Source organism: Microbacterium lacusdiani, assembly GCF_054779895.1.
In genome coordinates, this window is record NZ_BAAGXJ010000003.1 from 1 (window position 1) to 22,950 (window position 22,950).

A 22,950-nucleotide genomic window follows, 5' to 3' on the forward strand; every position below is an offset into this window, starting at 1 on the left:
CGGCCGGCGCGGCCTCGGCGGCCGGGGCCTCCTGCGCCGGCGCGTCGCCGGCGGGCGCGGCGCCCGAGCCGTCGCCGATCTTGGCCAGGACGGCGCCGACCTCGACGGTCTCGTCTTCCTGAACGAGGATCTCCTCGATCACGCCGGCGACGGGGGACGGGATCTCGGTGTCGACCTTGTCGGTCGAGATCTCCAGCAGGGCCTCGTCGACGGCGATCGTGTCGCCGACCTTCTTCAGCCAGCGGGTGACCGTTCCCTCGGTGACGCTCTCGCCGAGCTCGGGGAGGACCACGGAAGTACTCATGTCGGAGTCTCCTTCAGGATTTCGATGACGTGAACAGCTTAGTGAGTCGGTGTGGCGATCTGGTCGGCGCGGGCGGGCGCGGCGGGCGGCGGGGCCGCTCAGATGGTGTGGAGCGGCTTTCCGGCGAGCGCCAGGAACGCCTCGCCCAGCGCCTCGCTCTGCGTCGGATGGGCGTGGATCAGCGGGGCGATGTCCTCGGGGTGGGCCTCCCACGCGACGGCGAGCTGGCCCTCGGTGATCAGCTCGCCCACGCGGTCGCCGATCAGGTGGACGCCCAGCACGGGGCCGTCGACGCGGCGCACGACCTTGACGAGGCCGCCCGTGCCGATGATCTCGCTCTTGCCGTTGCCCGCGAGGTTGTACTCGTACGAGGTCACGCCGGCCGCGCCGTGCGCGTCCACGGCCTGCGCCTCGGTGAGGCCGACGGAGGCGACCTCGGGGTGCGAGTAGGTGACCTTGGGGATCTGGGTCTCGGGCACCGGCACCGGGTCGAGGCCGGCGATCGCCTCGGCCACGAACACGCCCTGCTGGAAGCCGCGGTGCGCCAGCTGCAGGCCCGGCACGATGTCGCCGACGGCCCAGACGCCCTCCGCGCCCGTGCGCAGGCGCTCGTCCACCACGACGAAGCCGCGGTCCAGCGCGACGCCGGCCTCCTCGAAGCCCAGACCGGCGGTCGCCGGCCCGCGCCCCACGGCCACGAGCAGGTAGTCGGCCTCCAGAGCCGTCCCGTCCTCGAGCGTCACCGTTACGGACGACGCGTCCTGCGTCGCGGACGCGAACCGCACCCCGAGCCGCGCCTGGATGCCGCGCTTGCGGTAGGCGCGCTCGAGGCCCTTGCTGAGGGCCACGTCCTCGTTCGGCACGAGGTGCTCGAGCGCCTCGACGATCGTCACCTCGGCGCCGAACGAGCGCCACACGCTCGCGAACTCCACGCCGATCACGCCGCCGCCCAGGATCACGACGCGCGACGGCACCTCGTCGAGGGCGAGCGCGGTCTCGCTCGTGAGGATCCGGCCCCCGGGCTCGAGGCCCGGCAGGGAGCGGCTGTACGAGCCGGTCGCGAGCACGATGTCCGGGGCGGTGTAGACCTCGTCGCCCACTCGGACGGCTCGCCCGGGCTCCAGGCGGCCCTCGCCGGCCACGACCGTGATGCCACGGCGCGCGACCAGGCCCTCGAGTCCCTTGAACTTCTTCGCGACGATCCCCTCGCGGTAGGCGCGCAGGCCCGCCGCGTCGACGCCGCCCAGCGAGGCCGTGATGCCGTATGCGGAGGCCTCGCGCACCGAGTCGGCGATCTCCGCGGCGTGCAGGAGCGCCTTGGTGGGGATGCAGCCGCGGTGCAGGCAGGTGCCGCCGAGACGGTCCTTCTCGATCAGCGCGACGCGCTTGCCGAGCTCGGCGGCGCGCAGGGCCGCGGCGTAGCCGCCGCTGCCGCCGCCGAGCACGACGACGTCGAACTCGTGCGCGCTCACTGGACCTCTCCGCCCGCCGCGACGAAGTCGATCAGGGCGCGCACCGTGGCCCCCGTCGGCCCCTTGTCCGTGAATCCGTACGCCGAGGTCGAGCTCATGGCCGAGCCGGCGATGTCGAGATGCACCCACGGGATGCGCGGGGCGTCGTCGGCGTCGCTCGTGCGGCCGATGAAGCGCTGCAGGAAGAGGCCGGCGAACAGCGAGCCGCCGTTGCGGTTGCCCATGTCGGCGTTGCGCATGTCCGCGATGCGGGAGTCGAGCTGCTCGGCGATGTGCTCCGGCAGCGGCAGCGGCCAGGCGAGCTCGCCGGTGCGGTCGGCCGAGCGCAGGAACGCGTCGACCGCGTCGCCGTGGCCCATCACGCCGGTGTGGCGCGTGCCCAGCGCCACCAGGATGGCCCCGGTCAGGGTCGCGACGTCGACGATCACGTCGGGATGCTCGCGGCTCGCCGCGACCAGGCCGTCGGCGAGCACCAGCCGGCCCTCGGCGTCGGTGTTCGTGACCTCGACCGTGGTCCCGTCGAGCATGGTGAGGACGTCGCCGGGGCGCGTCGCACGACCGGACGGCATGTTGTCGGCGATGCACATCCACGCCGTGACGCGCACGGGCAGGCGCAGCTGCGCGGCCGCCCGGATGACCGCCAGCACCTCGGCGGCGCCGGTCATGTCCTCGTTCATGCCGACCATCGATGCCGCCGGCTTCAGCGAGAGGCCTCCGGTGTCGAACGTGATGCCCTTGCCGACGAGCGCGATGTGGCGCTCGGCGTCCTCGGGGGCCCACTCGAGGCGCACCAGGCGGGGCGGCCGCTCCGAGCCCTGGCCGACGCCCAGGATGCCGCCGAAGCCGCCCTCGGCCAGCGCCTGCTCGTCATAGACCGTGACGTCGACGCCCAGCCCCTCGACCGCCGTGACGGCGGCCTCGGCGAGCTGTGCGGGGCTCTGCCGGTCCGCGGGCGTCGAGACGAGGTCCTTCACGAGCGCGACGGCCTCGGCGCCGGCGCGCACGGCCGCGAGCGCGGCGTCGTCCACGGGGCCGGGCACGTGGATCAGGAAGGAGGAAGCGCGGCGCCTGCGCGCGGACTTCTCGGCGCTCTCGCTCTTGTACCCCTCGAACCGGTATGCGCCGAGCGCGGCGCCCTCGGCCGCGGCGCGCCACGCGCCGTCGACGTCGGCGAGCACCGACACCGCGACGGTGTCGAAGCCCGTGAGCTGCCGTGCCCCGGCGCCGACGGCCTCGCGCACGGCGTTCGCGTCCGGCTCGGCGCCCAGCCCGACCACCGCGAGCGGGCGCGGCGACACGTCGGGCGCGTAGACCCGCGCGAACGCGTTCTTCGCGCCGGTGAACCCGATCGCCTCGAGCGCCGTGCGCAGCCCCGGGAAGCCCGCGGCGGGCTCGTCGCCCTCACCGAACGAGGGGATCGCCAGGATCGCGGCCTCGGCGCCGCCAGCGGGGAACGGATCGGTGGTCAGCGCGAGAGCGGGAATCGGCATGTCGTCCATCCTAGGTACGCGCCGTCCGCGCGGGCGGAGCGGGCTCGCGCGCGCCGCGTACGCGCTCAGCGGAACCGGACCCGGGGTCCGTCGCGGCTCGTAGCATGGATGCATGCCCTCGACTGGTGACATCTACGAGCGGGTCGCGAACGCCCCAGTGGTGCCGGACGGCCTGCCGCTGGTCATCCTGATGACCGGCTTCACGGACGCCGGGGGAGCGGTCGCAGGGCTGATCGACTTCGCCCGCGACGAGCTGGATCCACGGCCCGTCGTCGTGTTCTCGAACGACACCCTGCTGGACTACCGCGCGCGTCGTCCCATCGTCACCTTCGAGCAGGACCACCTGAGCGACTACCGGCCGCCGCGGCTGGAGCTCTCGCTGGTGCACGACGCGCTGGGGCAGCCGTTCCTGCTGCTGTCCGGGTACGAGCCGGACTTCGCGTGGGACGCGTTCGCGGAGGCCGCGCTGGACTTCGCCGACCTGTTCTCGGTCCGCTCCATGACCTGGGTCCATGCGATCGCGATGCCTGTCCCGCACACGCGCACGCTGGGCGTCACCGTGAGCGGCAACCGCGCCGACCTGATCGAGGCGCACTCCATCTGGCACCCGCGCACGCAGGTGCCCGCCACGGTGGGCCACCTGCTCGAGTACCGGTTCGTCGAGGCGGGCTTCGACACGGCGGGCTTCGTCCTGCTCGTGCCGCACTACCTCGCCGAGACCGACTACCCCGCCAGCACGATCGCCGCGCTCGACAAGGTCATGGCGGCGACCGGGCTCGTGTTCACGATGGACGACCTGTACGCCGAGAACCGCGAGTACCTGGGCAAGGTCGAGGAGCAGATCGCCGGGAACGACGAGCTGGGCCGCATGGTGCAGGGGCTCGAGGAGCGCTATGACGCCTACGCCGCGGGCCTCTCGGGCGGCGGGGTGCCGACCGGAGTCGGCGGCTTCCGCGAGGGCGAGCTCCCGAGCGCCGACGAGCTCGCGGCCGAGCTGGAGCGCTACCTGGCGACCCGCCAGACGGGCGACGAGGACAAGCGCGGCAGCTGACGCGCCGGCCGCGCGCGGGGAATACCGGAAGACGTGACGTCGTTCTCATCCGGTGACGCACCACGCGTCGTCCGGCGCGCCGCTCGACCTATGAGACAATGGATGTCCGACCCGTTGTCGAGGGGCGCGTGAGACGGCGCCGGACTTGACAAGGGTCTTACTAGTGCCCGAACACACCCGGGGGCGCGGCGCGCGGCGCCGCCGGTGAAAGGCGAAACGTGACTACTGCCACGAAGACTCCGCGGAGCACCGCGAAGAACAACGACACCGCCGAGGTGGACGAGGCCGCAGAGGCCGCCGCCCCGAAGAGCGCGGCCGCGAAGAAGCCCGCCGCGAAGACGTCGGCGCGCAAGACCGCCGCCGCGAAGGCGGAGGGCGAGGCCGCCGAGAAGCCCGCCCGCAAGGCGCCGGCGCGCAAGCCCGCCGCGAAGGCCGCTCCCAAGAAGGCCGCCGCCAAGAAGAAGTCGGACGAGCCCGAGGACGACGAGGCCGTCGAGATCGAGGACGTCGCGATCGACGACGTCGCCGACGACGAGGCCGGCAAGGACGAGTCCGCCGAGACGTCCGACGACGACGACGCGCCCAAGAAGGTGGTGACCGAGCCGCTGCCTACGGGTGCGATCGTCATCACGTCGAGCGACGAGGACGAGGTCCCCGTCTACTCGACGCAGATCACCGGCGCGACCGCCGACCCGGTCAAGGACTACCTGAAGCAGATCGGCAAGGTCCCGCTGCTGAACGCGGCGGAGGAGGTCGACCTCGCCATGCGCATCGAGGCGGGCCTGTTCGCCGAGGAGAAGCTCTCCAAGATGTCGGCGGCCGAGAGGTCGAGCCAGCTGGGCCTGGACCTGCAGTGGGTGGCCCGCGACGGCCAGCGCGCCAAGTCGCACCTGCTGGGCGCGAACCTCCGTCTGGTCGTCTCGCTCGCCAAGCGCTACACGGGCCGCGGCATGCAGTTCCTGGACCTGATCCAGGAGGGCAACCTCGGTCTGATCCGCGCGGTCGAGAAGTTCGACTACACCAAGGGCTTCAAGTTCTCGACGTACGCCACCTGGTGGATCCGGCAGGCGATCACGCGCGCCATGGCCGACCAGGCGCGCACGATCCGCATCCCGGTGCACATGGTCGAGGTCATCAACAAGCTCGCCCGCGTGCAGCGCCAGATGCTGCAGGACCTGGGTCGCGAGCCCACACCCGAGGAGCTCTCGAAGGAGCTCGACATGACCCCCGAGAAGGTCATCGAGGTGCAGAAGTACGGCCGCGAGCCGATCTCGCTGCACACGCCCCTGGGTGAGGACGGCGACAGCGAGTTCGGCGACCTGATCGAGGACACCGAGGCGGTCGTGCCGGCCGACGCGGTGGGCTTCACGATGCTGCAGCGCCAGCTCGAGAGCCTGCTCGACTCGCTGTCGGAGCGCGAGGCGGGCGTCATCCGCATGCGCTTCGGCCTCGGCGACGGCCAGCCGAAGACGCTGGACCAGATCGGCGACACGTTCGGCGTGACGCGCGAGCGCATCCGCCAGATCGAGTCGAAGACCATGGCGAAGCTGCGTCACCCCAGCCGCTCGCAGTCGCTCCGGGACTACCTCGAGTGAGCGCCGCGAACGAGGGCAAGGCCCTCGAGGTCGAGATCGACGGCGACCGCGTGCAGCGAATCCCGCTGCGCACGCGCGTGGTCATGCCCGAGGACGACCTCGACGAGATCATCACCACCTACGCCAAGGACGCGGTGCAGCCGGGCGACCTGCTGTTCGTCACCGAGAAGATCGTGGCGATCACGCAGGGCCGCTCGTACCTGCTGTCGGACATCAAGGTCCGTCCGCTGGCCCGCTTCCTCTCCCGGTACGTCGTCAAGACGCCGTACGGCATCGGCCTCGGCATGCCCGAGACGATGGAGATGGCGCTGCGGGAGTGCGGCACGCCGCGCATCCTGTTCGCGGCCGCGGTCGCGGCGGTGACGAAGGCGTTCGGGCGGAAGGGCGACTTCTACCGGATCGCCGGCGACAGGGCGCGCGCGATCGACGGCCCCACGAGCGGCACCATCCCGCCGTACAACCAGGCCGTCGTGCTCGGTCCCGAGCGGCCCCGCGAGGTCGCGACGCACCTCAAGGCGCTGCTCGGCGGCGACCTGGACGTCGCGGTGGTCGACATCAACGACATCGGCGGGAACATCCTGGGGTCGACCCTGGACAAGGCCGGCGAGAAGCGCCTCGTGCGCATCCTCGGCGACAACCCGCTCGGTCAGGGCCACCAGTCGACGCCGCTCGGCATCGTCCGGCCCGCCTGACCCGGTTCCACGCGAAAGGCCCCTCCTCGCGGAGGGGCCTTGTTCGTATGGGAGTGGGCCGTTTCGTCTCCGCTGCGCTCCGCTCAACGACCGGTCGTTGAGCGGAGGCGACGAAGGAGCCGGAGTCGAAACGGGCCGAATCCTGCCCGCGTCAAAACCCGATGGCCTTGCGGTAGCGGGGCTTGTGACCGGTGCGGATGCCGGTGACGCTGGGCTTGTTCTCGTACACGCCGGCGCCCCAGTTGCCCTCGACGAGGACCGGACCCTCGGGGGAGACCACGACGTCCCAGCCCACGTACTGCACCTCGGGCACCACGCGGGCGACCTGGTCGATGAACGCGCGCACCTCGTCCATCATCGGCAGGCGGAAGTCGGCGATCGGGAAGCCCGTGTCGGGGTGCTTCTCGTGCACGTGGCCGTGCGAGTCGTAGCCCGGCCCGAAGGCCTTTCCGTCGTCGTGCAGCATCGTGTAGAAGCCGCCGTACGACATCTGGTCGCTCACGGCACCTCGACCGAACTTCTGCGCGATCGCGAGGATGTGCACATCCGTGCCGTCGAAGAACGCCGTCACACGCGTCGTGTTCACGGTGCCGGGGCACACGGCCGCGAGGTCGGCGTGCTGCTCGATGACCTGCTCCAGGAGCACCTCGTCGCGCTCGATGAGACCGCGGTGGAACGCGTCCCAGTCGGACACGTCCGCCGCGTGATAGCGGCGCACGCCCAGGCCCATGTGGCTGACCGGGACCTTCGCGATGATCGTGCCGTGCTTCTGAGCGAACTCCCGCACGGCGTCGGCGCCGCCGGGCTCGACGATCATCCAGTCGCGCTTGAGGAAATCGGCGAAGACCTTGTTGAACTCGATCTTGTTCTCGAACAGCACGCGCTTGTCGCGGCGTGCGAAGCGTGCCGCGAGCTGCATCGAGACCGGGTGCGTCATGTAGGTCGCGCGCTCCTGCTTCGTGAGCATCGCGAAGTCGTAGTCGACGTAGTCCTGGAACGCGACGTCGTGTCGCGCGGCGGACCAGAGCATGTCGGCGAACACCTTCGGCGTCCAGGTGCCGTGCTGCTCGTGCACCTCCTTGGCGCGCTCCGCGACCGACTTGAGGTCGATGCGGCGGGCGCGCTCCGCGAGGTAGCGGAACTTGCCGGCGAGGCCGAGGCGGTTGTCAGTCATGCACACTCCGAAGGGGGTCGACGGGACCTGGTTAGTCTAGATGGGTGACCTGGCCGAACCCCCGGCGCCCCCTCTCCGAGGACGTGGCGCACCCGGATGCAGCGGCCGCCCTGTCGCCCTCCCGCAGCGCTCCGCTCGCGCGCGTCTCCCGCGCCGCTCTGCGGGCCAACGCGGCTCGGATGCGCGCCGCCGGCGGCGATCCCGTCGCGGATCTGCGGCGCGACGCGTGGGGCCACGGCGTCGAGACGGTCGGGCGCGCCGTCTGCGAGGCGGGCATCGTCTCGGTCGCCGTCGACGCGCGCGACATCCCGGTCGTCGAGGCCCTCGGCCTGCGCGCCGTGGACGTCGAGCCGGACCCGTCAGACGTGCTGTACGGCCTCCCGGGCACGGGCGGGGAGCCGGCGCTCGAGCTCGTCACGCCGGTCCTCTCGACCAAGCCGCTCCTCGCAGGGGAGGCCGTGTCGTACGGCTACACCCACCGCGCCACGGCGGACACCACGATCGCGCTGATTGCGGGCGGCTACGCCGAGGGCGTCGTGCGCGCGCTGGGCAACCGGGTCGGCGTGGAGCTCCGCGGGCGTCTCTGCCCGATCGTCGGCCGCGTGGCCATGGACGTGTGCGTGATCGACGTGGGCGACCTGGACGTGGCCCCCGGGGACGAGGCCGTGTATTTCGGGTCGGGAGCGGTGGCCGACGCCCTGTCGGCCTGGGCGGGCGCGACCGGGCTGACCCCGGCCGAGCTCGTGTGCGCGGTGGGGCTGCATGTCGAGCGCGAGGCGGTGTCCTGATGGAAGCCGAGCTGCGGATCTCCCGGTCGCGCCTCGCGGCGAACATCGCGGCCGTGCGCGCCCGGATCGCTCCCGCCGAGCTGCTCATGGTCGTCAAGGACGACGCGTACGCGCACGGCGTCGACGCGGTCGCGGCCGTCGCCGTGGAGGAGGGGGTGCGCTGGCTGGGCGCGATCGACCCGCGCAGCGCGCTGCGCGCGAAGGCGGTGGCAGGGGACCGGGCCCGCGTGTTCTGCTGGCTCACGCTGGGCGCCGACGAGGCGGCCGCGACGCTCGAGGCGGGCATCGAGCTCGGGGTGGGCGACGCGGGATACCTCGAGCGGATCGCGCGCGTCGCGCGGACCACCGCAGTCGTGCACCTCAAGATCGACACGGGCCTGCACCGCAACGGCGTCCGCCGCGAGGACTGGCCCGCGTTCACGGCGCGCGCCGCCGAGCTCGAGCGGGCCGGGCGCATCCGCGTGGCGGGCATCTGGAGCCACATCGCCGAGGCGAGCGACGAGGAGGACGACGTCGCCCGCGCCCTGTTCGACGCCGCGGTCGACACGGCCCGCGCCGCGGGCCTGGATCCCGAGGTCCGTCATCTCGCCGCGAGCGCGGCCGGCTGGGCGCGGCCCGAGTTCCGCTACGACCTCGTGCGCCTGGGCGCGTTCTGCTACGGCATCCGATCGGCCGACGGCCCCGAGATCCCGGGCATCGCGCCGGCCGCCACCCTGGTGGCGCGGGTCACCGCGGTGCGGGGCGGCGATGTCGAGATCGGCGTCGGCTCGCTCGACGGCCTGCCCTCGAGCCTGGGCGGCAGGGTCGACGTCGGCACGCCCGCCGGGCCGCGCGCGCTGATCTCGGTGGGGCTGACGACCAGCCGCGTGGCGGGCTGGCCGGACGCCGTGCCCGGCGACGACGTCGCGGTCTTCGGGCCGGGCGGCGCGGGGGAGTCGTCGCCCACCACGCTCGCCGAGGCGATCGGCACGGTGGGCGAGGAGCCGGTGCTGCGGGTCTCCCCGCTCATCCCCCGGGTCGTCACGCCCTGACCGCCGACGAAACGGACGAGCCCGCCGCCCTGAGGGCGACGGGCTCGTGAAGCCTGTGGGCTGTCGGGATCAGTCCGCCTCGGCGAGACGCGCGGTCTCGTCGTGCCACGAGGTCGCGACGGCGCGGAGCTTCTCCTCGTACTTGCGGCCGTGGTGCGCGCAGAACAGCAGCTCGCTGCCGTTGACCTCGGCGGCGATGTACGCCTGAGCGCCGCACGAGTCGCAACGGTCCATGGCCGTGAGGCGGTAGACAGCGGGGGCTTCGGGTGCGGTCGTCGTCATGTCTGCCTCCTCATTCGTTCGATCCATCCACGTGTGGCGGGATTCGTCACATACAACCACGGGATCCTGACATTCCTGCCCGCGTCGCGGCATGTTTCGCTCACCGCGTACGCGAGCGCCGATGGCCGGGCATGACGGTGTCTCCGAGGCGCCATGGAAGGGAGTGTCACCCCGGCGTTCCGGGCCCGCGCGGATAGCATCGAAGATTGTGACCGCCGAGTACTCCGCCCATCATCTCCAGGTGCTGGAAGGCCTCGAGGCCGTCCGCAAGCGTCCGGGCATGTACATCGGCTCGAACGGCTCGCCGGGCCTCATGCACTGCCTGTGGGAGATCATCGACAACGCCGTCGACGAGGCCGTCGCCGGCAACGGATCGCGCATTGACGTCATCCTGCACGCAGACGGCAGCGTGGAGGTGCGCGACCGGGGGCGTGGCGTCCCCGTCGACGTCGAGCCCCGCACCGGCCTGTCCGGTGTGGAGGTCGTGTACACCAAGCTGCACGCGGGCGGGAAGTTCGGCGGCGGCTCGTACGCGGCATCCGGTGGCCTGCACGGCGTCGGCGCCTCGGTCGTCAACGCGCTCTCGGAGCGCCTCGACGTCGAGGTCGACCGGGGTGGCAAGACGTGGGCCATGTCGTTCCGTCGCGGCGAGCCCGGCGTGTTCGCCGACAAGGGCGAGCCCCGCCCGGATGCACCGTTCACGCCGTTCGAGGAGCGCAGCGAGCTGCGTGTGGTCGGCAAGGTCGCCAAGGGCGTCACGGGCACGCGCGTGCGCTACTGGGCCGACCGGCAGATCTTCACGAAGGACGCCGCGTTCCAGCTCGATGAGCTCGTGACGCGCGCCCGCCAGACGGCGTTCCTGGTGCCGGGTCTCGAGATCGTCATCCGCGACGAGCGTGGCGAGGAGCCCAGCGAGACGGCCTACCGGTTCGACGGCGGCATCTCGGAGTTCGTGGACTTCCTCGCCACCGACGCCCCCGTCACCGACACGTGGCGTCTGACCGGGTCCGGCACGTTCACCGAGACCGTGCCGATGCTCCAGCCCAACGGCCACATGGTCTCGACCGAGGTCGAGCGAGAGTGCCAGGTCGACATCGCCCTGCGGTGGGGCACCGGCTACGACACGACCATCCGGTCGTTCGTGAACATCATCTCCACGCCCAAGGGCGGCACGCACCAGCAGGGCTTCGAGCAGGAGCTGCTGAAGCAGCTGCGCGATCAGGTCGCCGCCAACGCCCGGCGCCTCAAGGTCGGCAACGACAAGCTCGAGAAGGACGATGTGCTCGCGGGCCTGAGCGCCGTCCTCACCGTCACGGTGCCCGAGCCGCAGTTCGAGGGTCAGACCAAGGAGGTGCTCGGCACGCCCGCGGTCCGCTCGATCGTCGCGAAGGTCGTGCGCGAGGAGCTCAAGGCCCGCTTCGCGTCGTCCAAGCGCGACGACAAGAACCAGACGTCGATGCTGCTCGACAAGGTGGTCGCCGAGATGAAGGCGCGCGTCTCGGCGCGCGCCCACAAGGAGACGCAGCGCCGCAAGAACGCGCTCGAGAGCTCGTCGCTGCCGACCAAGCTCGTCGACTGCCGCACGCAGGACGTCGCGCAGTCCGAGCTGTTCATCGTCGAGGGCGACTCGGCCCTCGGCACCGCGAAGCTGGCGCGCAACAGCGAGTACCAGGCGCTGCTGCCCATCCGCGGCAAGATCCTGAACGTGCAGAAGGCGTCGATCAGCGACATGCTCTCGAACGCCGAGTGCGCGTCGATCATCCAGGTCGTGGGCGCCGGCTCCGGCCGCACGTTCGACCTCGAGTCGGCGCGCTACGGCAAGGTCATCATGATGAGCGACGCCGACGTCGACGGCGCGCACATCCGGACCCTCCTGCTCACGCTCTTCTATCGCTACATGCGCCCGCTCGTGGAGGCCGGCCGCGTGTTCTCGGCGGTGCCCCCGCTGCATCGCATCATCGTGATCAACCCCGGCTCGAAGCCCAACGAGACGATCTACACGTACAGCGAGGCCGAGCTGCACCGCCTGCTGGACAAGCTGCGCAAGGCCGGCAAGCGCTGGCAGGAGCCCATCCAGCGCTACAAGGGCCTGGGTGAGATGGATGCCGACCAGCTGGCCGAGACCACCATGATGCGCGACGGCCGCCTGCTGCGCCGCGTGCGCCTTGAGGACGCCGAGGCCGCCGGACGCGTGTTCGAGATGCTCATGGGCAACGAGGTCGCGCCGCGTCGCGAGTTCATCATCGAGTCCGCCGACCGCCTGTCGCGCGAGGCCATCGACGCCTGAGCGGATGCGCGATCGCGCTCAGTCGTCGGATCCGTCGCTCACTCGCAGGAGACGTGGGGCTGGTGTGACGCACGATGAGTCATGACGCAGCACCCGTCCCAGGGATCCGACCACTGAGCCGCTGATCCGGCGAGTGAGCCGCATCCATGGCGCTGCCGGATCAGACCAGCGTGCGGCCGATCGAGCCGACGACGGCCTCGAGCGGCTGGCCGGACGCGTCGCGGCGCGACAGCGACTCGGGCAGCTTCCGCACGGCGCCGGACGGGTCGACGGCGCGCGCCGGATCCGGTCCGACCCACGCCAGCGTCAGCCGGTCCTCGCCCTTCAGGAACGCGTGCGCGCGCACGCCGCCCGTGGCGCGTCCCTTGGCCGGGAACTCCGAGAAGTCGGTGATCTTCGCGCGGCCCGCGTCCATGCCCGGGAGGGCCTCGGACGCGCCCGACACCGTGACGACGACGGTCTCGTCGCCCGCCGCGGCGCCGAAGAACACGACCTCCGCCTTCGCCGCGAGCTTGATGCCCGCCATGCCGCCCGCGGGGGCGCCCTGGGGTCGCACCGAGGACGCCGCGAACCTCAGCAGCTGGGCGTCCGATGTGACGAACACGAGCTCGTCGTCGTCGCCGGCCTTCGCCGCGCCGACGACCGAGTCGCCGGGCTTGAGGCCGATGATCTCGAGCTCGGGCTTGGCCGGGAGGGCGGACGGCACGATGCGCTTGACGACGCCCTGCGCGGTGCCGAGCGCGACCGGCGTGTCGTCGCCGAGCGCGATCAGGGTCACGATGCGCTCGTTCCGGTCCGTCAGCCCGATGTAGTCGTGGAGCCTGGCGCCGACGCCCAGCTGCACGGAGTTGGCGGGGACCGACGGCAGATCGACGGGGGAGAAGCGCACCAGGCGCCCCTTCGACGTGACGGCCCCGACCTCGCCCCGGATGGTCGCGGGCACCGTGACCAGGATCGCGTCGTGCTTGCTCCGACGCGCGGGAGCCGACAGCACCTGACCCTCGGCCACCTCCACGCGCACCGCGCGCCCCGTGGTGGACAGCGCGATCAGCGTCGGGCCGTCGGCGATCTGCAGGTCGGGAGCGGCCTTGCCGGCGCCGCGCCGCGCCGCGGGCGCGGCGGGCCTGCCGTTCATGAGCAGCGTGCGGCGGGGCGTGGCGTGCTTGTCGGCGGTCGCCTCCAGCTCGCGCGCGACCTGCGCCCGCAGGAGCGCCTCGCTGCCGAGCAGCTCCTCCAGCTGGGCGATCTCGGCCAGCAGCGCGTCGCGCTCCTGCTCGAGCTCGATGCGCGAGAACTTCGTCAGGCGGCGCAGCCGCAGCTCGAGGATGTACTCGGCCTGCACCTCGTCCAGGTCGAACACCGTGCACAGCCGCGTGCGGGCCTGCTCGGACGTGTCGGACGAGCGGATGACCTGGATGACCTCGTCGATGTCGAGGATCGCGATCAGGAGGCCCGAGACCAGGTGCAGCCGCTCGCGGCGCCGTGCGAGACGGAACCGGCTGCGCCGGGTCACGACCTGCAGGCGGTGGTCGATGTAGACGCGCAGCAGGTCCTTCAGGCCCAGCGTGCGCGGCTGGCCGTCGACCAGCGCCACGTTGTTGATGTTGAAGGAGTCCTCGAGCGGCGTGAGCCGGTACAGCAGCTCGAGCACAGCCTGCGGATCGAAGCCGGTCTTGACGCCGATCACGAGCTTCAGGCCGTTGTTGCGGTCCGTGAGGTCGGTGACGTCGCTGATGCCCTGCAGCTTCTTGGACTGCACGGCGTCCTTGAGCTTCTCGATCACGCGCTCGGGGCCGACCATGTAGGGCAGCTCCGTGACGACGATGCCGGTCCTGCGCGGCGCGATCTGCTCGATCGAGACCTTGCCGCGCAGCTTGAACGCGCCGCGGCCCGTCTCGTACGCGTCGCGGACCCCGTCGAGGCCCACGAGGATGCCGCCCGAGGGGAAGTCGGGTCCCGGCACGGACTCCATGAGCTCCTCGGTCGTGGCCTCCGGGTGCTCGAGCAGGTGGGTGGCGGCCGCGACGACCTCGCTGAGGTTGTGCGGGGCCATGTTGGTGGCCATGCCGACCGCGATGCCGCTCGCGCCGTTGACGAGCAGGTTGGGGTACGCGGCGGGCAGCACGGACGGCTGCTGGAACTGGCCGTCGTAGTTCGGCACGAAGTCCACGACGTCCTCGTCGAGGTCCTCCGTCAGCGACAGGGCCGGCGACGCGAGCCGGGCCTCCGTGTAGCGCGCCGCGGCCGGGCCGTCGTCGAGGGAGCCGAAGTTGCCGTGGCCGTCCACCAGCGGGACCCGCAGCGCGAAGTCCTGCGCGAGGCGCACGAGCGCGTCGTAGATCGCGGTGTCGCCGTGGGGGTGGAGCTTTCCCATCACCTCGCCGACGACGCGGGCGCTCTTGACGTGGCCGCGGTCGGGGCGGAGCCCCATCTCGGCCATCTGGTACAGGATGCGCCGCTGCACCGGCTTGAGGCCGTCCCGGGCGTCGGGCAGGGCGCGCGAGTAGATGACCGAGTAGGCGTACTCGAGGTACGACCCCTGCATCTCCGCCTCGAGGTCGATGTCCTCGATGCGCTCCTCGACCGGGACGGCCGAGCTCGGGGATGCGGAGGACTTGCGGGCCATACTGCTCTCTCGACTGCTCTCTCGACGGAAGGCGGGGACTTCGGGTCCGGCGGCCCGTGTCCCTCACCAGGGGCGGGCGACGCGCGCTGTGCGAGACTTGCCCGGATGCCCCCCATCGTACCGACGGGCCCCGCCACCGCCCGGAGCCTCACCGGAGTTGCGCCGGAGATCCTCCTGTCGCTCTCCGGCGCGTCCGGGATTCTCGCTCCGGCGCGCTCGGCCGTCCTGTTCGTGATCGACGGCCTCGGCGCGCTGCAGCTGCGGGCGCACGCCGGGCACGCACGGCGCCTGGCGGCGGCGGGCGGGAAGAAGGACGTCGCCCGGTCGGTGTTCCCCTCGACCACGGCGGCCGCGCTGTCCTCGATCCTGACCGGCGCGGATCCGGGTCGGCACGGGCTGGTGGGGTATCGCGTCCTGGACCCCGCGCAGGGCCGGGTGATCAATCAGCTCAGCGGCTATGAGCGCGACGGCCTGGACCCGATGACGTGGCAGCGCCGCCCCACGGTGTTCGAGCGCGCGGTCGCCGAGGGGCGGCGCGCGTTCACCGTGGGCCTCGCCGAATACGCCCGCAGCGGGCTGACGGCGGCGATCCTGCGCGGCGCGGAGTACGTCGCCTCGGACGAGGTCCACGCCCGGGTGCGCCTCGCATACGAGCTCGCGGCCGCCGAGCCCGGCGCGCTCGTCTACTGCTACCTGCCGGAGATCGACAAGGCGGGGCACCGACACGGGGTGGACTCCGCGGAGTGGATCGCCGCGCTCGAGGAGGTCGACGCCGCCTTCGCGGCGCCGGTGCCGCCCGGCGTCGGCGCGATCGTCACGGCCGACCACGGCATGATCGACGTGCCGCGCCACCGCCATGTGCTGCTGCAGGACGGCGACCCGCGCCTCGACGGCGTGGCCCATGTCGGCGGCGAGCCGCGCCTCCTGCACGTGTACCTCGAGCCGGGAGCGGACGCGGCGGCGGCCGCCGCGGTCTGGTCCGCCGAGTCGGGCCGCAGCGCGGACGTGGCGACGCGCGACGAGGCGATCTCGGCCGGGCTGTTCGGCACGGTCGACGACGAGGTCCGTGCCCGGATCGGGGACCTGCTGGTCGCGGCCCGCGGCGCGTGGGCCTTCTACGACGACCGCCTCGAGGACAAGCGCCCGCAGGGCATGATCGGCCAGCACGGCTCGATCTCCCCGGAGGAGGTCACCGTCCCGCTCCTGCGCCTGGGCGCCTACGCGGCCTGAACGGCCGCGGGCGGGCTCGACCCTCTAATCCTCGCTGCGGGCGCCGAAGACGATCTCGTCCCACGAGGGCATCGAGGCGCGGCCGCGGCGGCGGGGCGTCTCCTCGGGCTCGGCCGGCTGCTCGGGCTCCTGCGGCTCCTCGGCGGCGGGGAGGGTCTCGAACAGCGCGACGGGGCTGCCGCCGCCGCGCTCGGGGCCGGGGCGCTCACCGCTCCGCTCGAGGTGCGGGCTCTCGGGGTGCGTGGGGTCGAAGGCGTCGAACGACGGGGCGGGCTCGCGCTGGCCGCGGCGGCGGCGCAGCGCCTCCAGCAGGTCGGCGGTGTCGGGGTTCGGCGCCGCGGAGGTCGTGCCGCGCTTCGTCGCGAGCTCGCGCACGGCGGGAGCCGACTCGGCGTCGGGCTCCGGGAGGCGGCGGGGGCCGAACGCCCCGGAGTCGAACCGCGCGTCCTCGCGCTCGGCGGGCTCGGCCGGCGCGACGGTGTCCAGCGCGCGCAGCCGGGGGATGAGCCCCTCGGGCATCGGCCCCTGGCGCGACAGCTGGGTGGCGTCGCTGTTCAGCGGCGAGAGCGCGCTGCGGCGCGGCTCGAAGGTCCAGCGCGCATCGTGGTCCACGTCGGACGCCGTGAACTCGAGCTTGACGATCCAGCCCGAGCTCTCCTTCCAGCTCGTCCACCGCTCGTTCACCGCGCCGAGCTCGGCGAGCTTCGCCCGGATCGCGACCCCGAAGGTGGGGTTCTCGTCGTGCTCGAGGTCCACGCCCATGAGCACGGGCACCGCGAGGGCCTGGTCCACGATGTGCTCGCGCTCGGCGATCACCGGGCCCTCGAAGCGGCGGATGTCCTCGACCCGCGCGCCCAGCAGCTGCGCGACGTCCTCGGCGGACATGCCGGAGCGGATGTGCGCCTGGATCTCGCGCGGGCTCGGCAGCGGGGGACGCGACTCGGCCGGCGACTGGTCGCGCTGCGCCTTGCGGATCTCGGAGCGCAGCACGTCGTCGATCGCGAGCGTGAAGCGCTGACCGGCCTCGGTGGCCAGGACGAGACGGCCGTCCTCGGTTCCGATGATGGTGAGCTGATCCATGCCCATGCTCCTCTGGCTTGCCTGGCGCCGCTGGCATTCACGACGTCGTCATGGTTTCACGGGCCCGCCGGAACAGCCGGGAATACCGTGGGCGTGCCGCGAGTTCCGTCGGGGAGTCCGCGCGCATTTGCCAAACCGGCGGAGGACGTGCAGACTATCGCCGCCCCGCCGCTCGGCGGGGCACGCACCGCAGCTGATGAAAGAAGCGTGACCCACTCACATGGCTACCGATTACGACGCCCCCCGCAAGACCGAGGACGACAGCAACGAGTCGATCGAGGCCCTGAAGGCGCGCGTGCCCGACAACCTGTCGGGGTCGGTGGATGTGGAGGACTCCGACAACCCGTCGAGCTTCGACCTGCCGGGCGCCGACCTGTCCAACGTGGAGCTCGACGTCGTCGTCCTCCCGCCGCAGGATGACGAGTTCACCTGCATGAACTGCTTCCTCGTGAAGCACCGCTCGCAGATCGACCACGAGGAGTCGGCCGGCCCTATCTGCCGCGACTGCGCAGCCTGAGCTGCTCGTGACGCACGGCCGCCGCGAGGCGGTCGGGCGTGCGCGACGACAGCGTCCACGACGTCACGGGATCGTCGGGATCCGAGTCCGGAAGGACCACGATCCCGGCGATCCCTCCGCGTATCAGGTGCCATCCGCGCGGGTCGAGCCCCGTGCCGCGCGCGGTGCGCGCGTCCTCATCCGTCAGCGCGACGGGATCGCCCAGCAGGGAGACGTCGATGTGGGCGCGTCCCGCGCGGAGCTCGCCGTCGCGCACCTCGATCACGGGCGAGAGCGCGATGAGCCCGGCGACGACGGCCACGCCGACCGCGAGGCCGATCGCGAGCGAGAGCGCCGCGTCGATCTGGACGAACACGAGGCTCGCCATCGGAGCGACGACGGCCGCGGATCCGAGGATCCACAGCGAGGGCGAGAGGCGCTCCCGATAGAGGGGAGCGGTCGAGGCGGGCTCCCTGACGGGCCGTTGTGTGTTCTGCATTACCCTCGTGGAGTGACCGAAACCGTGGACGTCCCCATCATCGCATCGGTGCCGCCGCTGTACGCCCACCCCGGAGACGCGGGCGCCGATCTGGTGGCGTCCGAGGCCGTCCGGCTGGAGCCGGGGGAGCGTGCCCTGGTCGGCACGGGCGTGCGCATCGCGCTGCCGGAGGGGTACGCGGCGTTCGTGGTCCCGCGCAGCGGCCTCGCGGCCAAGCACGGCATCACGATCGTCAACGCGCCCGGCACGATCGACGCGGGCTACCGCGGGGAGATCAAGGTCGCGCTGCTCAACACCGACCGGACCGAGGCCTACGACATCGAGATCGGCGATCGCATCGCCCAGCTCATCGTGATGCCGGTGCCGAGGGCCCGCTTCCTGCCGGTCGAGGAGCTGCCCGACAGCACGCGCGGCCACGGCGGCTTCGGCTCGACCGGCTACCAGTCCCAGGGAGGGAACCGATGAGCGACGAGCTCGAGATCAGCCGCAAGGCGGCGCCGGCGGACCGCGCGACCGCGGGCCCGCTGGACGAGAACGAGGCCAACCCGGTCCGCCCCTACATCGACCTGGGCGGCATCAAGGTGCTGCCGCGCGAGGGCCTCAACCTGCGCCTCGAGGTCGAGGAGCAGAGCAAGCGGATCGTCGCCGTGGGCCTCGACTACGCCGACTCCACGCTGCAGGTGCAGCCGTTCGCCGCGCCGCGCACGTCGGGCCTGTGGGACGAGACGCGCGCGCAGATCCGCGACCAGGTCCGCCAGCAGGGCGGCCGGGTCGAGGAGCGCGAGGGTCCCCTGGGCGCCGAGCTGCTGGCCGAGGTGCCGGTCGTGGCCGGCGAGGATCCGCAGATGCGCCTGGCGCGGTTCGTCGGCGTCGACGGCCCGCGCTGGTTCCTCCGCGGCGTGATCGGCGGGGCCGCGACCAGCGACCCGGCCGCCGCCGAGCAGGTCGAGGACCTGTTCCGCTCGATCGTGGTCGTCCGCGGCACGGCGCCCATGCCCCCGCGCGACCTGATCCCGCTCACGATGCCGTCGACTCCCGCGTCGGCCTGACGCGGCCGCATGACCACCCAGTCACCCGGTCCCGACGACGACCGGCCGGCCGACGAGCCGCGCGCGTCCGATCTCGTGGGCGCGGCGATCGGCGGCGCCGCGCGCCGTGCCGGGATCGACCCCGCCGCGGAGTCGACGACCGGGGGCGTCGTGTGGAAGGCGATGGGCGGCATCCGGGGCGTGCTCGAGTCCGTCCTGCCGAGCCTCGTCTTCGTCGTCGTCTACACGCTCGCGCCCGAGCCGCTCATCCTCTCCCTGGGGCTGTCGGTCGGAATGGCCGCGGTCTTCACTCTCGTCCGCCTCGCGCAGAAGTCGCCGCCGGCCGCGGCGCTGGGCGGTCTGATCGCGGCCGGCGCCGCGGCCGCGCTCGCGCTGTTCACCGGGCAGGGGCGCGACAACTTCGTGATCGGCCTCGTCACGAACGGGGTCTACGGCACCGCGTTCCTCGTCTCGGCGCTCGTCGGCTGGTCGCTGATCGGGCTCGCGGCGGGCTTCCTCATGAACGAGGGCACGTCGTGGCGCCGGGATGCGCGCAAGCGCCGCGTCTTCTTCTGGCTCGCGCTCGCCTGGGCCGCGCTGTTCTTCGCCCGGCTGGGGGTGCAGCTGCCGCTGTACCTGGCGAACGAGACCACGCTCCTCGGGACGCTCAAGCTCCTGATGGGGCTGCCGCTGTTCGCGCCGCTCGTCGCGGTGACGTGGCTCGCCGTGCGGGCTCTCTATCCCGCGCCGCGCGCGTGATAGATTTATCTTGATGTCAAGATAAATCTGCGCTCCTCGCGGGTCCGCTCGCGGCCCCGTCCGGGTTAGGCCCGCCTTGCTGGCCTGGTGCCCCGGATGCGGGCAGGATAAGGAGCGCAAGCGCGGTCGACCCAGGAGGAGACAGCCCGTGTCAACGGTGAACAGCTTCGGTGCCCAGAGCACCCTGACGGTCGGCAGCACCGACTACGAGATCTTCCGCATCGACGCGGTCGAGGGGTACGAGAAGCTGCCCTTCAGCCTCAAGGTGCTGCTCGAGAACCTGCTCCGCACCGAGGACGGCGCGAACATCACCAAGGAGCAGATCAGCGCGCTCGGCTCGTGGGACCCCTCGGCCGAGCCGAACACCGAGATCCAGTTCACGCCGGCCCGCGTGGTCATGCAGGACTTCACCGGCGTGCCCTGCATCGTCGACCTCGCGACCATGCGCGAGGCCGTCACCGCGCTCGGTGGCGACCCCGACCGGATCAACCCGCTCTCGCCGGCCGAGATGGTCATCGACCACTCGGTCATCGCCGACCTCTTCGGCACCGAGAACGCGCTCGAGCGCAACGTCGAGATCGAGTACGAGCGCAACGGCGAGCGCTACCAGTTCCTGCGCTGGGGCCAGACCGCGTTCCAGGACTTCAAGGTCGTGCCCCCGGGCACCGGCATCGTCCACCAGGTGAACATCGAGCACCTGGCCAAGGTCGTCTACGACCGCCAGGTGAACGGCGTGCTCCGCGCCTACCCCGACACGTGCGTCGGCACCGACTCGCACACGACCATGGTCAACGGCCTCGGCGTGCTCGGCTGGGGCGTCGGCGGCATCGAGGCCGAGGCCGCCATGCTCGGCCAGCCCGTGTCGATGCTCATCCCGCGGGTCGTCGGCTTCAAGCTCACCGGCGAGATCCCCGCCGGCGTGACCGCGACCGACGTCGTGCTCACGATCACCGACATGCTCCGCCAGCACGGCGTGGTCGGCAAGTTCGTCGAGTTCTACGGCGAGGGCGTCGCCTCGGTGCCGCTCGCGAACCGCGCCACGATCGGCAACATGAGCCCCGAGTTCGGCTCGACGGCCGCGATGTTCCCGATCGACGACGTCACGCTCGACTACCTGCGCCTGACCGGCCGCGACGAGCAGACCGTCGCGCTCGTCGAGGCGTACGCCAAGGAGCAGCACCTCTGGCACGACCCGGCCCGCGAGCTCGTCTTCAGTGAGTACATGGAGCTCGACCTGGCGACCGTGGTGCCGTCGATCGCCGGCCCGAAGCGCCCGCAGGACCGCATCCTGCTGTCGGAGTCGAAGCAGCAGTTCCAGAAGGACATCCTGAACTACGCCAACCACGCCGAGGAGGCGGTCGAGGTCGAGGGCACGTTCCCCGCCTCCGACCCCGGTGTCGCGCCCGGCGTGGAGCACGAGCACATCCAGCCGGACGGCGCGTCGTACCAGCACGAGCACGAGGAGTCGGTGGTCGTCGCGAGCGGCGAGCCGCACGCCGCGTCGAACCCCGTGCGCGTCACGACGCCCGAGGGCGACTCGTACCTGCTCGACAACGGCGCCGTGACGCTCGCGGCGATCACGTCGTGCACCAACACGTCGAACCCCTCGGTCATGATCGCGGCCGGCCTGCTGGCGCGCAACGCGCTCAGCAAGGGCCTCAAGCGCAAGCCCTGGGTCAAGACCACGCTCGGCCCCGGCTCCAAGGTCGTCACCGACTACTACGAGAAGTCGGGCCTCGACAAGGACCTCGAGGGCCTCGGCTTCTACACCGTCGGCTACGGCTGCACGATCTGCATCGGCAACTCGGGCCCGCTCATCGAGGAGGTCTCCGAGGCCATCAACGAGCACGACCTGGCCGTGACCGCGGTGCTCTCGGGCAACCGCAACTTCGAGGGCCGCATCAGCCCCGACGTGAAGATGAACTACCTCGCGTCGCCCCCGCTGGTCGTCGCCTACTCGCTGGCCGGCTCGATGAACTTCGACTTCGAGACCGACGCGCTCGGCAAGGACGCGGACGGCAACGACGTGTTCCTGAAGGACATCTGGCCCTCGCCCGACGAGGTCCAGCAGATCATCGACTCGTCGATCTCGCGCGAGCAGTTCATCAAGCAGTACGCCACCGTGTTCGACGGGGACGAGCGCTGGAAGAACCTGCCGACGCCGACGGGCCCGGTGTTCGAGTGGGACGAGAACTCGACCTACGTCCGCAAGGCGCCGTACTTCGACGGCATGACCATGGAGCTCACGCCGGTCGAGGACATCACCGGCGCGCGCGTCCTGGCCACGCTCGGCGACTCGGTCACGACCGACCACATCAGCCCCGCGGGCAACATCAAGGCGGGCACGCCGGCCGCGCAGTACCTGACCGAGCACGGCGTCGCGCAGCGCGACTTCAACTCGTACGGCTCGCGTCGCGGCAACCACGAGGTGATGATCCGCGGCACGTTCGCGAACATCCGCCTGAAGAACGCGCTCGTCAAGGCGGTCAACGACGGTCAGCAGATCGAGGGCGGCTACACGCGCGACTTCACGCAGCCCGAGGGCCCGCAGTCGTTCATCTACGACGCGTCGCAGAACTACCAGGCCCAGGGCACGCCGCTGGTCATCTTCGGCGGCAAGGAGTATGGCTCCGGCTCGTCGCGCGACTGGGCGGCCAAGGGCACGCGCCTGCTGGGCGTCAAGGCGGTCATCACCGAGAGCTTCGAGCGCATCCACCGCTCGAACCTCATCGGCATGGGCGTCGTGCCGCTCCAGTTCCCGGCCGGTGAGAGCTGGGAGTCGCTGGGTCTCGACGGCACCGAGATCGTGTCGATCCAGGGCCTCGAGCAGCTCAACGAGGGCGTCACCCCCAAGACGGTGCACGTCGTCGCCGAGCCGAGCGAGCACTCGCCCGAGGGCAAGCAGACGATCGAGTTCGACGCGATCGTCCGCATCGACACCCCCGGTGAGGCGGACTACTACCGCAACGGCGGCATCCTGCAGTACGTGCTGCGCAGCCTCGTCTGACGCACCGCATCGAACGGCCCCCGGGAGCTCCCGGGGGCCGTTCGGCGTTCCCGGGAATC

20 protein-coding genes are annotated in these 22,950 nt (G+C 71.8%); 12 read left to right on the forward strand and 8 right to left on the reverse strand.

All coding sequences use genetic code 11. The features are described from left to right. From ACYVGN_RS02075 to ACYVGN_RS02085, 3 genes are all read right to left on the reverse strand, one after another. Nucleotides 1–304, reverse strand: a 304-nt coding sequence (locus tag ACYVGN_RS02075; protein WP_460788458.1) for a biotin/lipoyl-containing protein, incomplete at its 3' end; no start/stop codon positions are given. 98 nt (nucleotides 305–402) lie between these two features. Continuing rightward, complete coding sequence (gene lpdA, locus ACYVGN_RS02080) at nucleotides 403–1,776, reverse strand: dihydrolipoyl dehydrogenase (RefSeq protein WP_460788460.1); 1,374 nt, start codon at nucleotides 1,774–1,776, stop codon at nucleotides 403–405. Further along, the gene (locus ACYVGN_RS02085) at nucleotides 1,773–3,266 is read right to left on the reverse strand and encodes a leucyl aminopeptidase (protein WP_460788461.1); all 1,494 of its coding nucleotides are present in this window, start codon (nucleotides 3,264–3,266) and stop codon (nucleotides 1,773–1,775) included. Before ACYVGN_RS02085 ends, lpdA begins: the two co-directional genes overlap by 4 nt. A gap of 112 nt (nucleotides 3,267–3,378) precedes the next feature. Between ACYVGN_RS02085 and ACYVGN_RS02090 the strand changes: the two genes are divergently transcribed. The 3 genes from ACYVGN_RS02090 (at nucleotide 3,379) to ACYVGN_RS02100 (ending at nucleotide 6,604) form a co-directional block, all read left to right on the forward strand. Next, nucleotides 3,379–4,317 (forward strand): proteasome assembly chaperone family protein, encoded by a 939-nt coding sequence (locus ACYVGN_RS02090; protein ID WP_134746610.1) that lies wholly within the window; start codon nucleotides 3,379–3,381, stop codon nucleotides 4,315–4,317. Between the two features lie 218 nt (nucleotides 4,318–4,535). Next, entirely contained in the window at nucleotides 4,536–5,912 is a 1,377-nt protein-coding gene (locus ACYVGN_RS02095; protein ID WP_460788463.1) for an RNA polymerase sigma factor, read from the forward strand. Beyond that, nucleotides 5,909–6,604, forward strand: coding sequence for a coenzyme F420-0:L-glutamate ligase (locus ACYVGN_RS02100; protein WP_055989259.1), 696 nt, complete (start codon nucleotides 5,909–5,911; stop codon nucleotides 6,602–6,604). Before ACYVGN_RS02095 ends, ACYVGN_RS02100 begins: the two co-directional genes overlap by 4 nt. A gap of 151 nt (nucleotides 6,605–6,755) precedes the next feature. Here ACYVGN_RS02100 and ACYVGN_RS02105 read toward each other — a convergent pair whose 3' ends face one another. Next, the gene (locus ACYVGN_RS02105; protein ID WP_460788464.1) at nucleotides 6,756–7,778 is read right to left on the reverse strand and encodes a sugar-transfer associated ATP-grasp domain-containing protein; all 1,023 of its coding nucleotides are present in this window, start codon (nucleotides 7,776–7,778) and stop codon (nucleotides 6,756–6,758) included. A 44-nt stretch (nucleotides 7,779–7,822) separates the two neighbouring features. Here ACYVGN_RS02105 and ACYVGN_RS02110 point away from each other — a divergent pair, with 44 nt between their 5' ends. Both ACYVGN_RS02110 and ACYVGN_RS02115 read left to right on the forward strand, forming a co-directional pair. Continuing rightward, a complete protein-coding gene (locus ACYVGN_RS02110) occupies nucleotides 7,823–8,566 on the forward strand; it encodes an alanine racemase (protein WP_460788466.1) in 744 nt (247 codons plus the stop codon). Continuing rightward, entirely contained in the window at nucleotides 8,566–9,597 is a 1,032-nt protein-coding gene (locus ACYVGN_RS02115) for an alanine racemase (RefSeq protein WP_134746616.1), read from the forward strand. The genes ACYVGN_RS02110 and ACYVGN_RS02115 overlap by 1 nt, the downstream gene beginning before the upstream one ends. 69 nt (nucleotides 9,598–9,666) lie before the next feature. On the opposite strand, the gene ACYVGN_RS02120 is transcribed toward ACYVGN_RS02115, so the two are convergent. Beyond that, complete coding sequence (locus ACYVGN_RS02120; protein ID WP_055989247.1) at nucleotides 9,667–9,879, reverse strand: DUF7455 domain-containing protein; 213 nt, start codon at nucleotides 9,877–9,879, stop codon at nucleotides 9,667–9,669. A gap of 208 nt (nucleotides 9,880–10,087) precedes the next feature. Between ACYVGN_RS02120 and ACYVGN_RS02125 the strand changes: the two genes are divergently transcribed. Next, nucleotides 10,088–12,166: a DNA gyrase/topoisomerase IV subunit B gene (locus ACYVGN_RS02125; RefSeq protein ID WP_460788468.1), complete on the forward strand. Its 2,079-nt coding sequence runs from the start codon at nucleotides 10,088–10,090 to the stop codon at nucleotides 12,164–12,166. 160 nt (nucleotides 12,167–12,326) lie between these two features. On the opposite strand, the gene ACYVGN_RS02130 is transcribed toward ACYVGN_RS02125, so the two are convergent. Next, nucleotides 12,327–14,792, reverse strand: coding sequence for a DNA gyrase/topoisomerase IV subunit A (locus tag ACYVGN_RS02130; RefSeq protein WP_460788470.1), 2,466 nt, complete (start codon nucleotides 14,790–14,792; stop codon nucleotides 12,327–12,329). A gap of 105 nt (nucleotides 14,793–14,897) precedes the next feature. Here ACYVGN_RS02130 and ACYVGN_RS02135 point away from each other — a divergent pair, with 105 nt between their 5' ends. Then, a complete protein-coding gene (locus ACYVGN_RS02135) occupies nucleotides 14,898–16,022 on the forward strand; it encodes an alkaline phosphatase family protein (protein WP_460788472.1) in 1,125 nt (374 codons plus the stop codon). A gap of 24 nt (nucleotides 16,023–16,046) precedes the next feature. Here the strand turns inward: ACYVGN_RS02135 and sepH are convergent, their stop codons facing one another. Beyond that, complete coding sequence (gene sepH / locus ACYVGN_RS02140) at nucleotides 16,047–17,102, reverse strand: septation protein SepH (RefSeq protein ID WP_055989238.1); 1,056 nt, start codon at nucleotides 17,100–17,102, stop codon at nucleotides 16,047–16,049. Nucleotides 17,103–17,322: 220 nt separating this feature from the next. On the opposite strand from sepH, the gene ACYVGN_RS02145 reads away from it, so the two are divergent. Next, entirely contained in the window at nucleotides 17,323–17,619 is a 297-nt protein-coding gene (locus ACYVGN_RS02145; RefSeq protein ID WP_055989234.1) for a DUF4193 domain-containing protein, read from the forward strand. On the opposite strand, the gene ACYVGN_RS02150 is transcribed toward ACYVGN_RS02145, so the two are convergent. Continuing rightward, nucleotides 17,594–18,097, reverse strand: a complete 504-nt coding sequence (locus tag ACYVGN_RS02150) for a DUF3093 domain-containing protein (protein WP_460788474.1) — start codon at nucleotides 18,095–18,097, stop codon at nucleotides 17,594–17,596. The two genes, ACYVGN_RS02145 and ACYVGN_RS02150, sit on opposite strands and share 26 nt — an antisense overlap. 12 nt (nucleotides 18,098–18,109) lie before the next feature. Here ACYVGN_RS02150 and dut point away from each other — a divergent pair, with 12 nt between their 5' ends. From dut to ACYVGN_RS02170, 4 genes are all read left to right on the forward strand, one after another. After that, a complete protein-coding gene (gene dut / locus ACYVGN_RS02155) occupies nucleotides 18,110–18,562 on the forward strand; it encodes a dUTP diphosphatase (RefSeq protein ID WP_200941069.1) in 453 nt (150 codons plus the stop codon). After that, the gene (locus tag ACYVGN_RS02160; protein ID WP_055989225.1) at nucleotides 18,559–19,146 is read left to right on the forward strand and encodes a DUF3710 domain-containing protein; all 588 of its coding nucleotides are present in this window, start codon (nucleotides 18,559–18,561) and stop codon (nucleotides 19,144–19,146) included. Before dut ends, ACYVGN_RS02160 begins: the two co-directional genes overlap by 4 nt. A 9-nt stretch (nucleotides 19,147–19,155) precedes the next feature. After that, on the forward strand, nucleotides 19,156–19,884 hold the full coding sequence (locus ACYVGN_RS02165) for a DUF3159 domain-containing protein (RefSeq protein WP_055989223.1): 729 nt from the start codon (nucleotides 19,156–19,158) through the stop codon (nucleotides 19,882–19,884). Between the two features lie 148 nt (nucleotides 19,885–20,032). Beyond that, entirely contained in the window at nucleotides 20,033–22,891 is a 2,859-nt protein-coding gene (locus ACYVGN_RS02170; protein ID WP_134746627.1) for an aconitate hydratase, read from the forward strand. Nucleotides 22,892–22,950 lie beyond the last annotated feature (59 nt).

Bases quoted from the DNA above. Each gene is read 5' to 3' on its own strand.
- ACYVGN_RS02085 (WP_460788461.1), bottom strand. From the start codon at position 3,266: ATGCCGATTCCCGCTCTCGCGCTGACCACCGATCCGTTCCCCGCTGGC.
- ACYVGN_RS02090 (WP_134746610.1), top strand. From the start codon at position 3,379: ATGCCCTCGACTGGTGACATCTACGAGCGGGTCGCGAACGCCCCAGTG.
- ACYVGN_RS02105 (WP_460788464.1), bottom strand. From the start codon at position 7,778: ATGACTGACAACCGCCTCGGCCTCGCCGGCAAGTTCCGCTACCTCGCG.
- ACYVGN_RS02115 (WP_134746616.1), top strand. From the start codon at position 8,566: ATGGAAGCCGAGCTGCGGATCTCCCGGTCGCGCCTCGCGGCGAACATC.
- ACYVGN_RS02120 (WP_055989247.1), bottom strand. From the start codon at position 9,879: ATGACGACGACCGCACCCGAAGCCCCCGCTGTCTACCGCCTCACGGCC.
- ACYVGN_RS02130 (WP_460788470.1), bottom strand. From the start codon at position 14,792: ATGGCCCGCAAGTCCTCCGCATCCCCGAGCTCGGCCGTCCCGGTCGAG.
- ACYVGN_RS02135 (WP_460788472.1), top strand. From the start codon at position 14,898: ATGCCCCCCATCGTACCGACGGGCCCCGCCACCGCCCGGAGCCTCACC.
- sepH (WP_055989238.1), bottom strand. From the start codon at position 17,102: ATGGATCAGCTCACCATCATCGGAACCGAGGACGGCCGTCTCGTCCTG.
- ACYVGN_RS02145 (WP_055989234.1), top strand. From the start codon at position 17,323: ATGGCTACCGATTACGACGCCCCCCGCAAGACCGAGGACGACAGCAAC.
- ACYVGN_RS02150 (WP_460788474.1), bottom strand. From the start codon at position 18,097: ATGCAGAACACACAACGGCCCGTCAGGGAGCCCGCCTCGACCGCTCCC.
- ACYVGN_RS02160 (WP_055989225.1), top strand. From the start codon at position 18,559: ATGAGCGACGAGCTCGAGATCAGCCGCAAGGCGGCGCCGGCGGACCGC.
- ACYVGN_RS02165 (WP_055989223.1), top strand. From the start codon at position 19,156: ATGACCACCCAGTCACCCGGTCCCGACGACGACCGGCCGGCCGACGAG.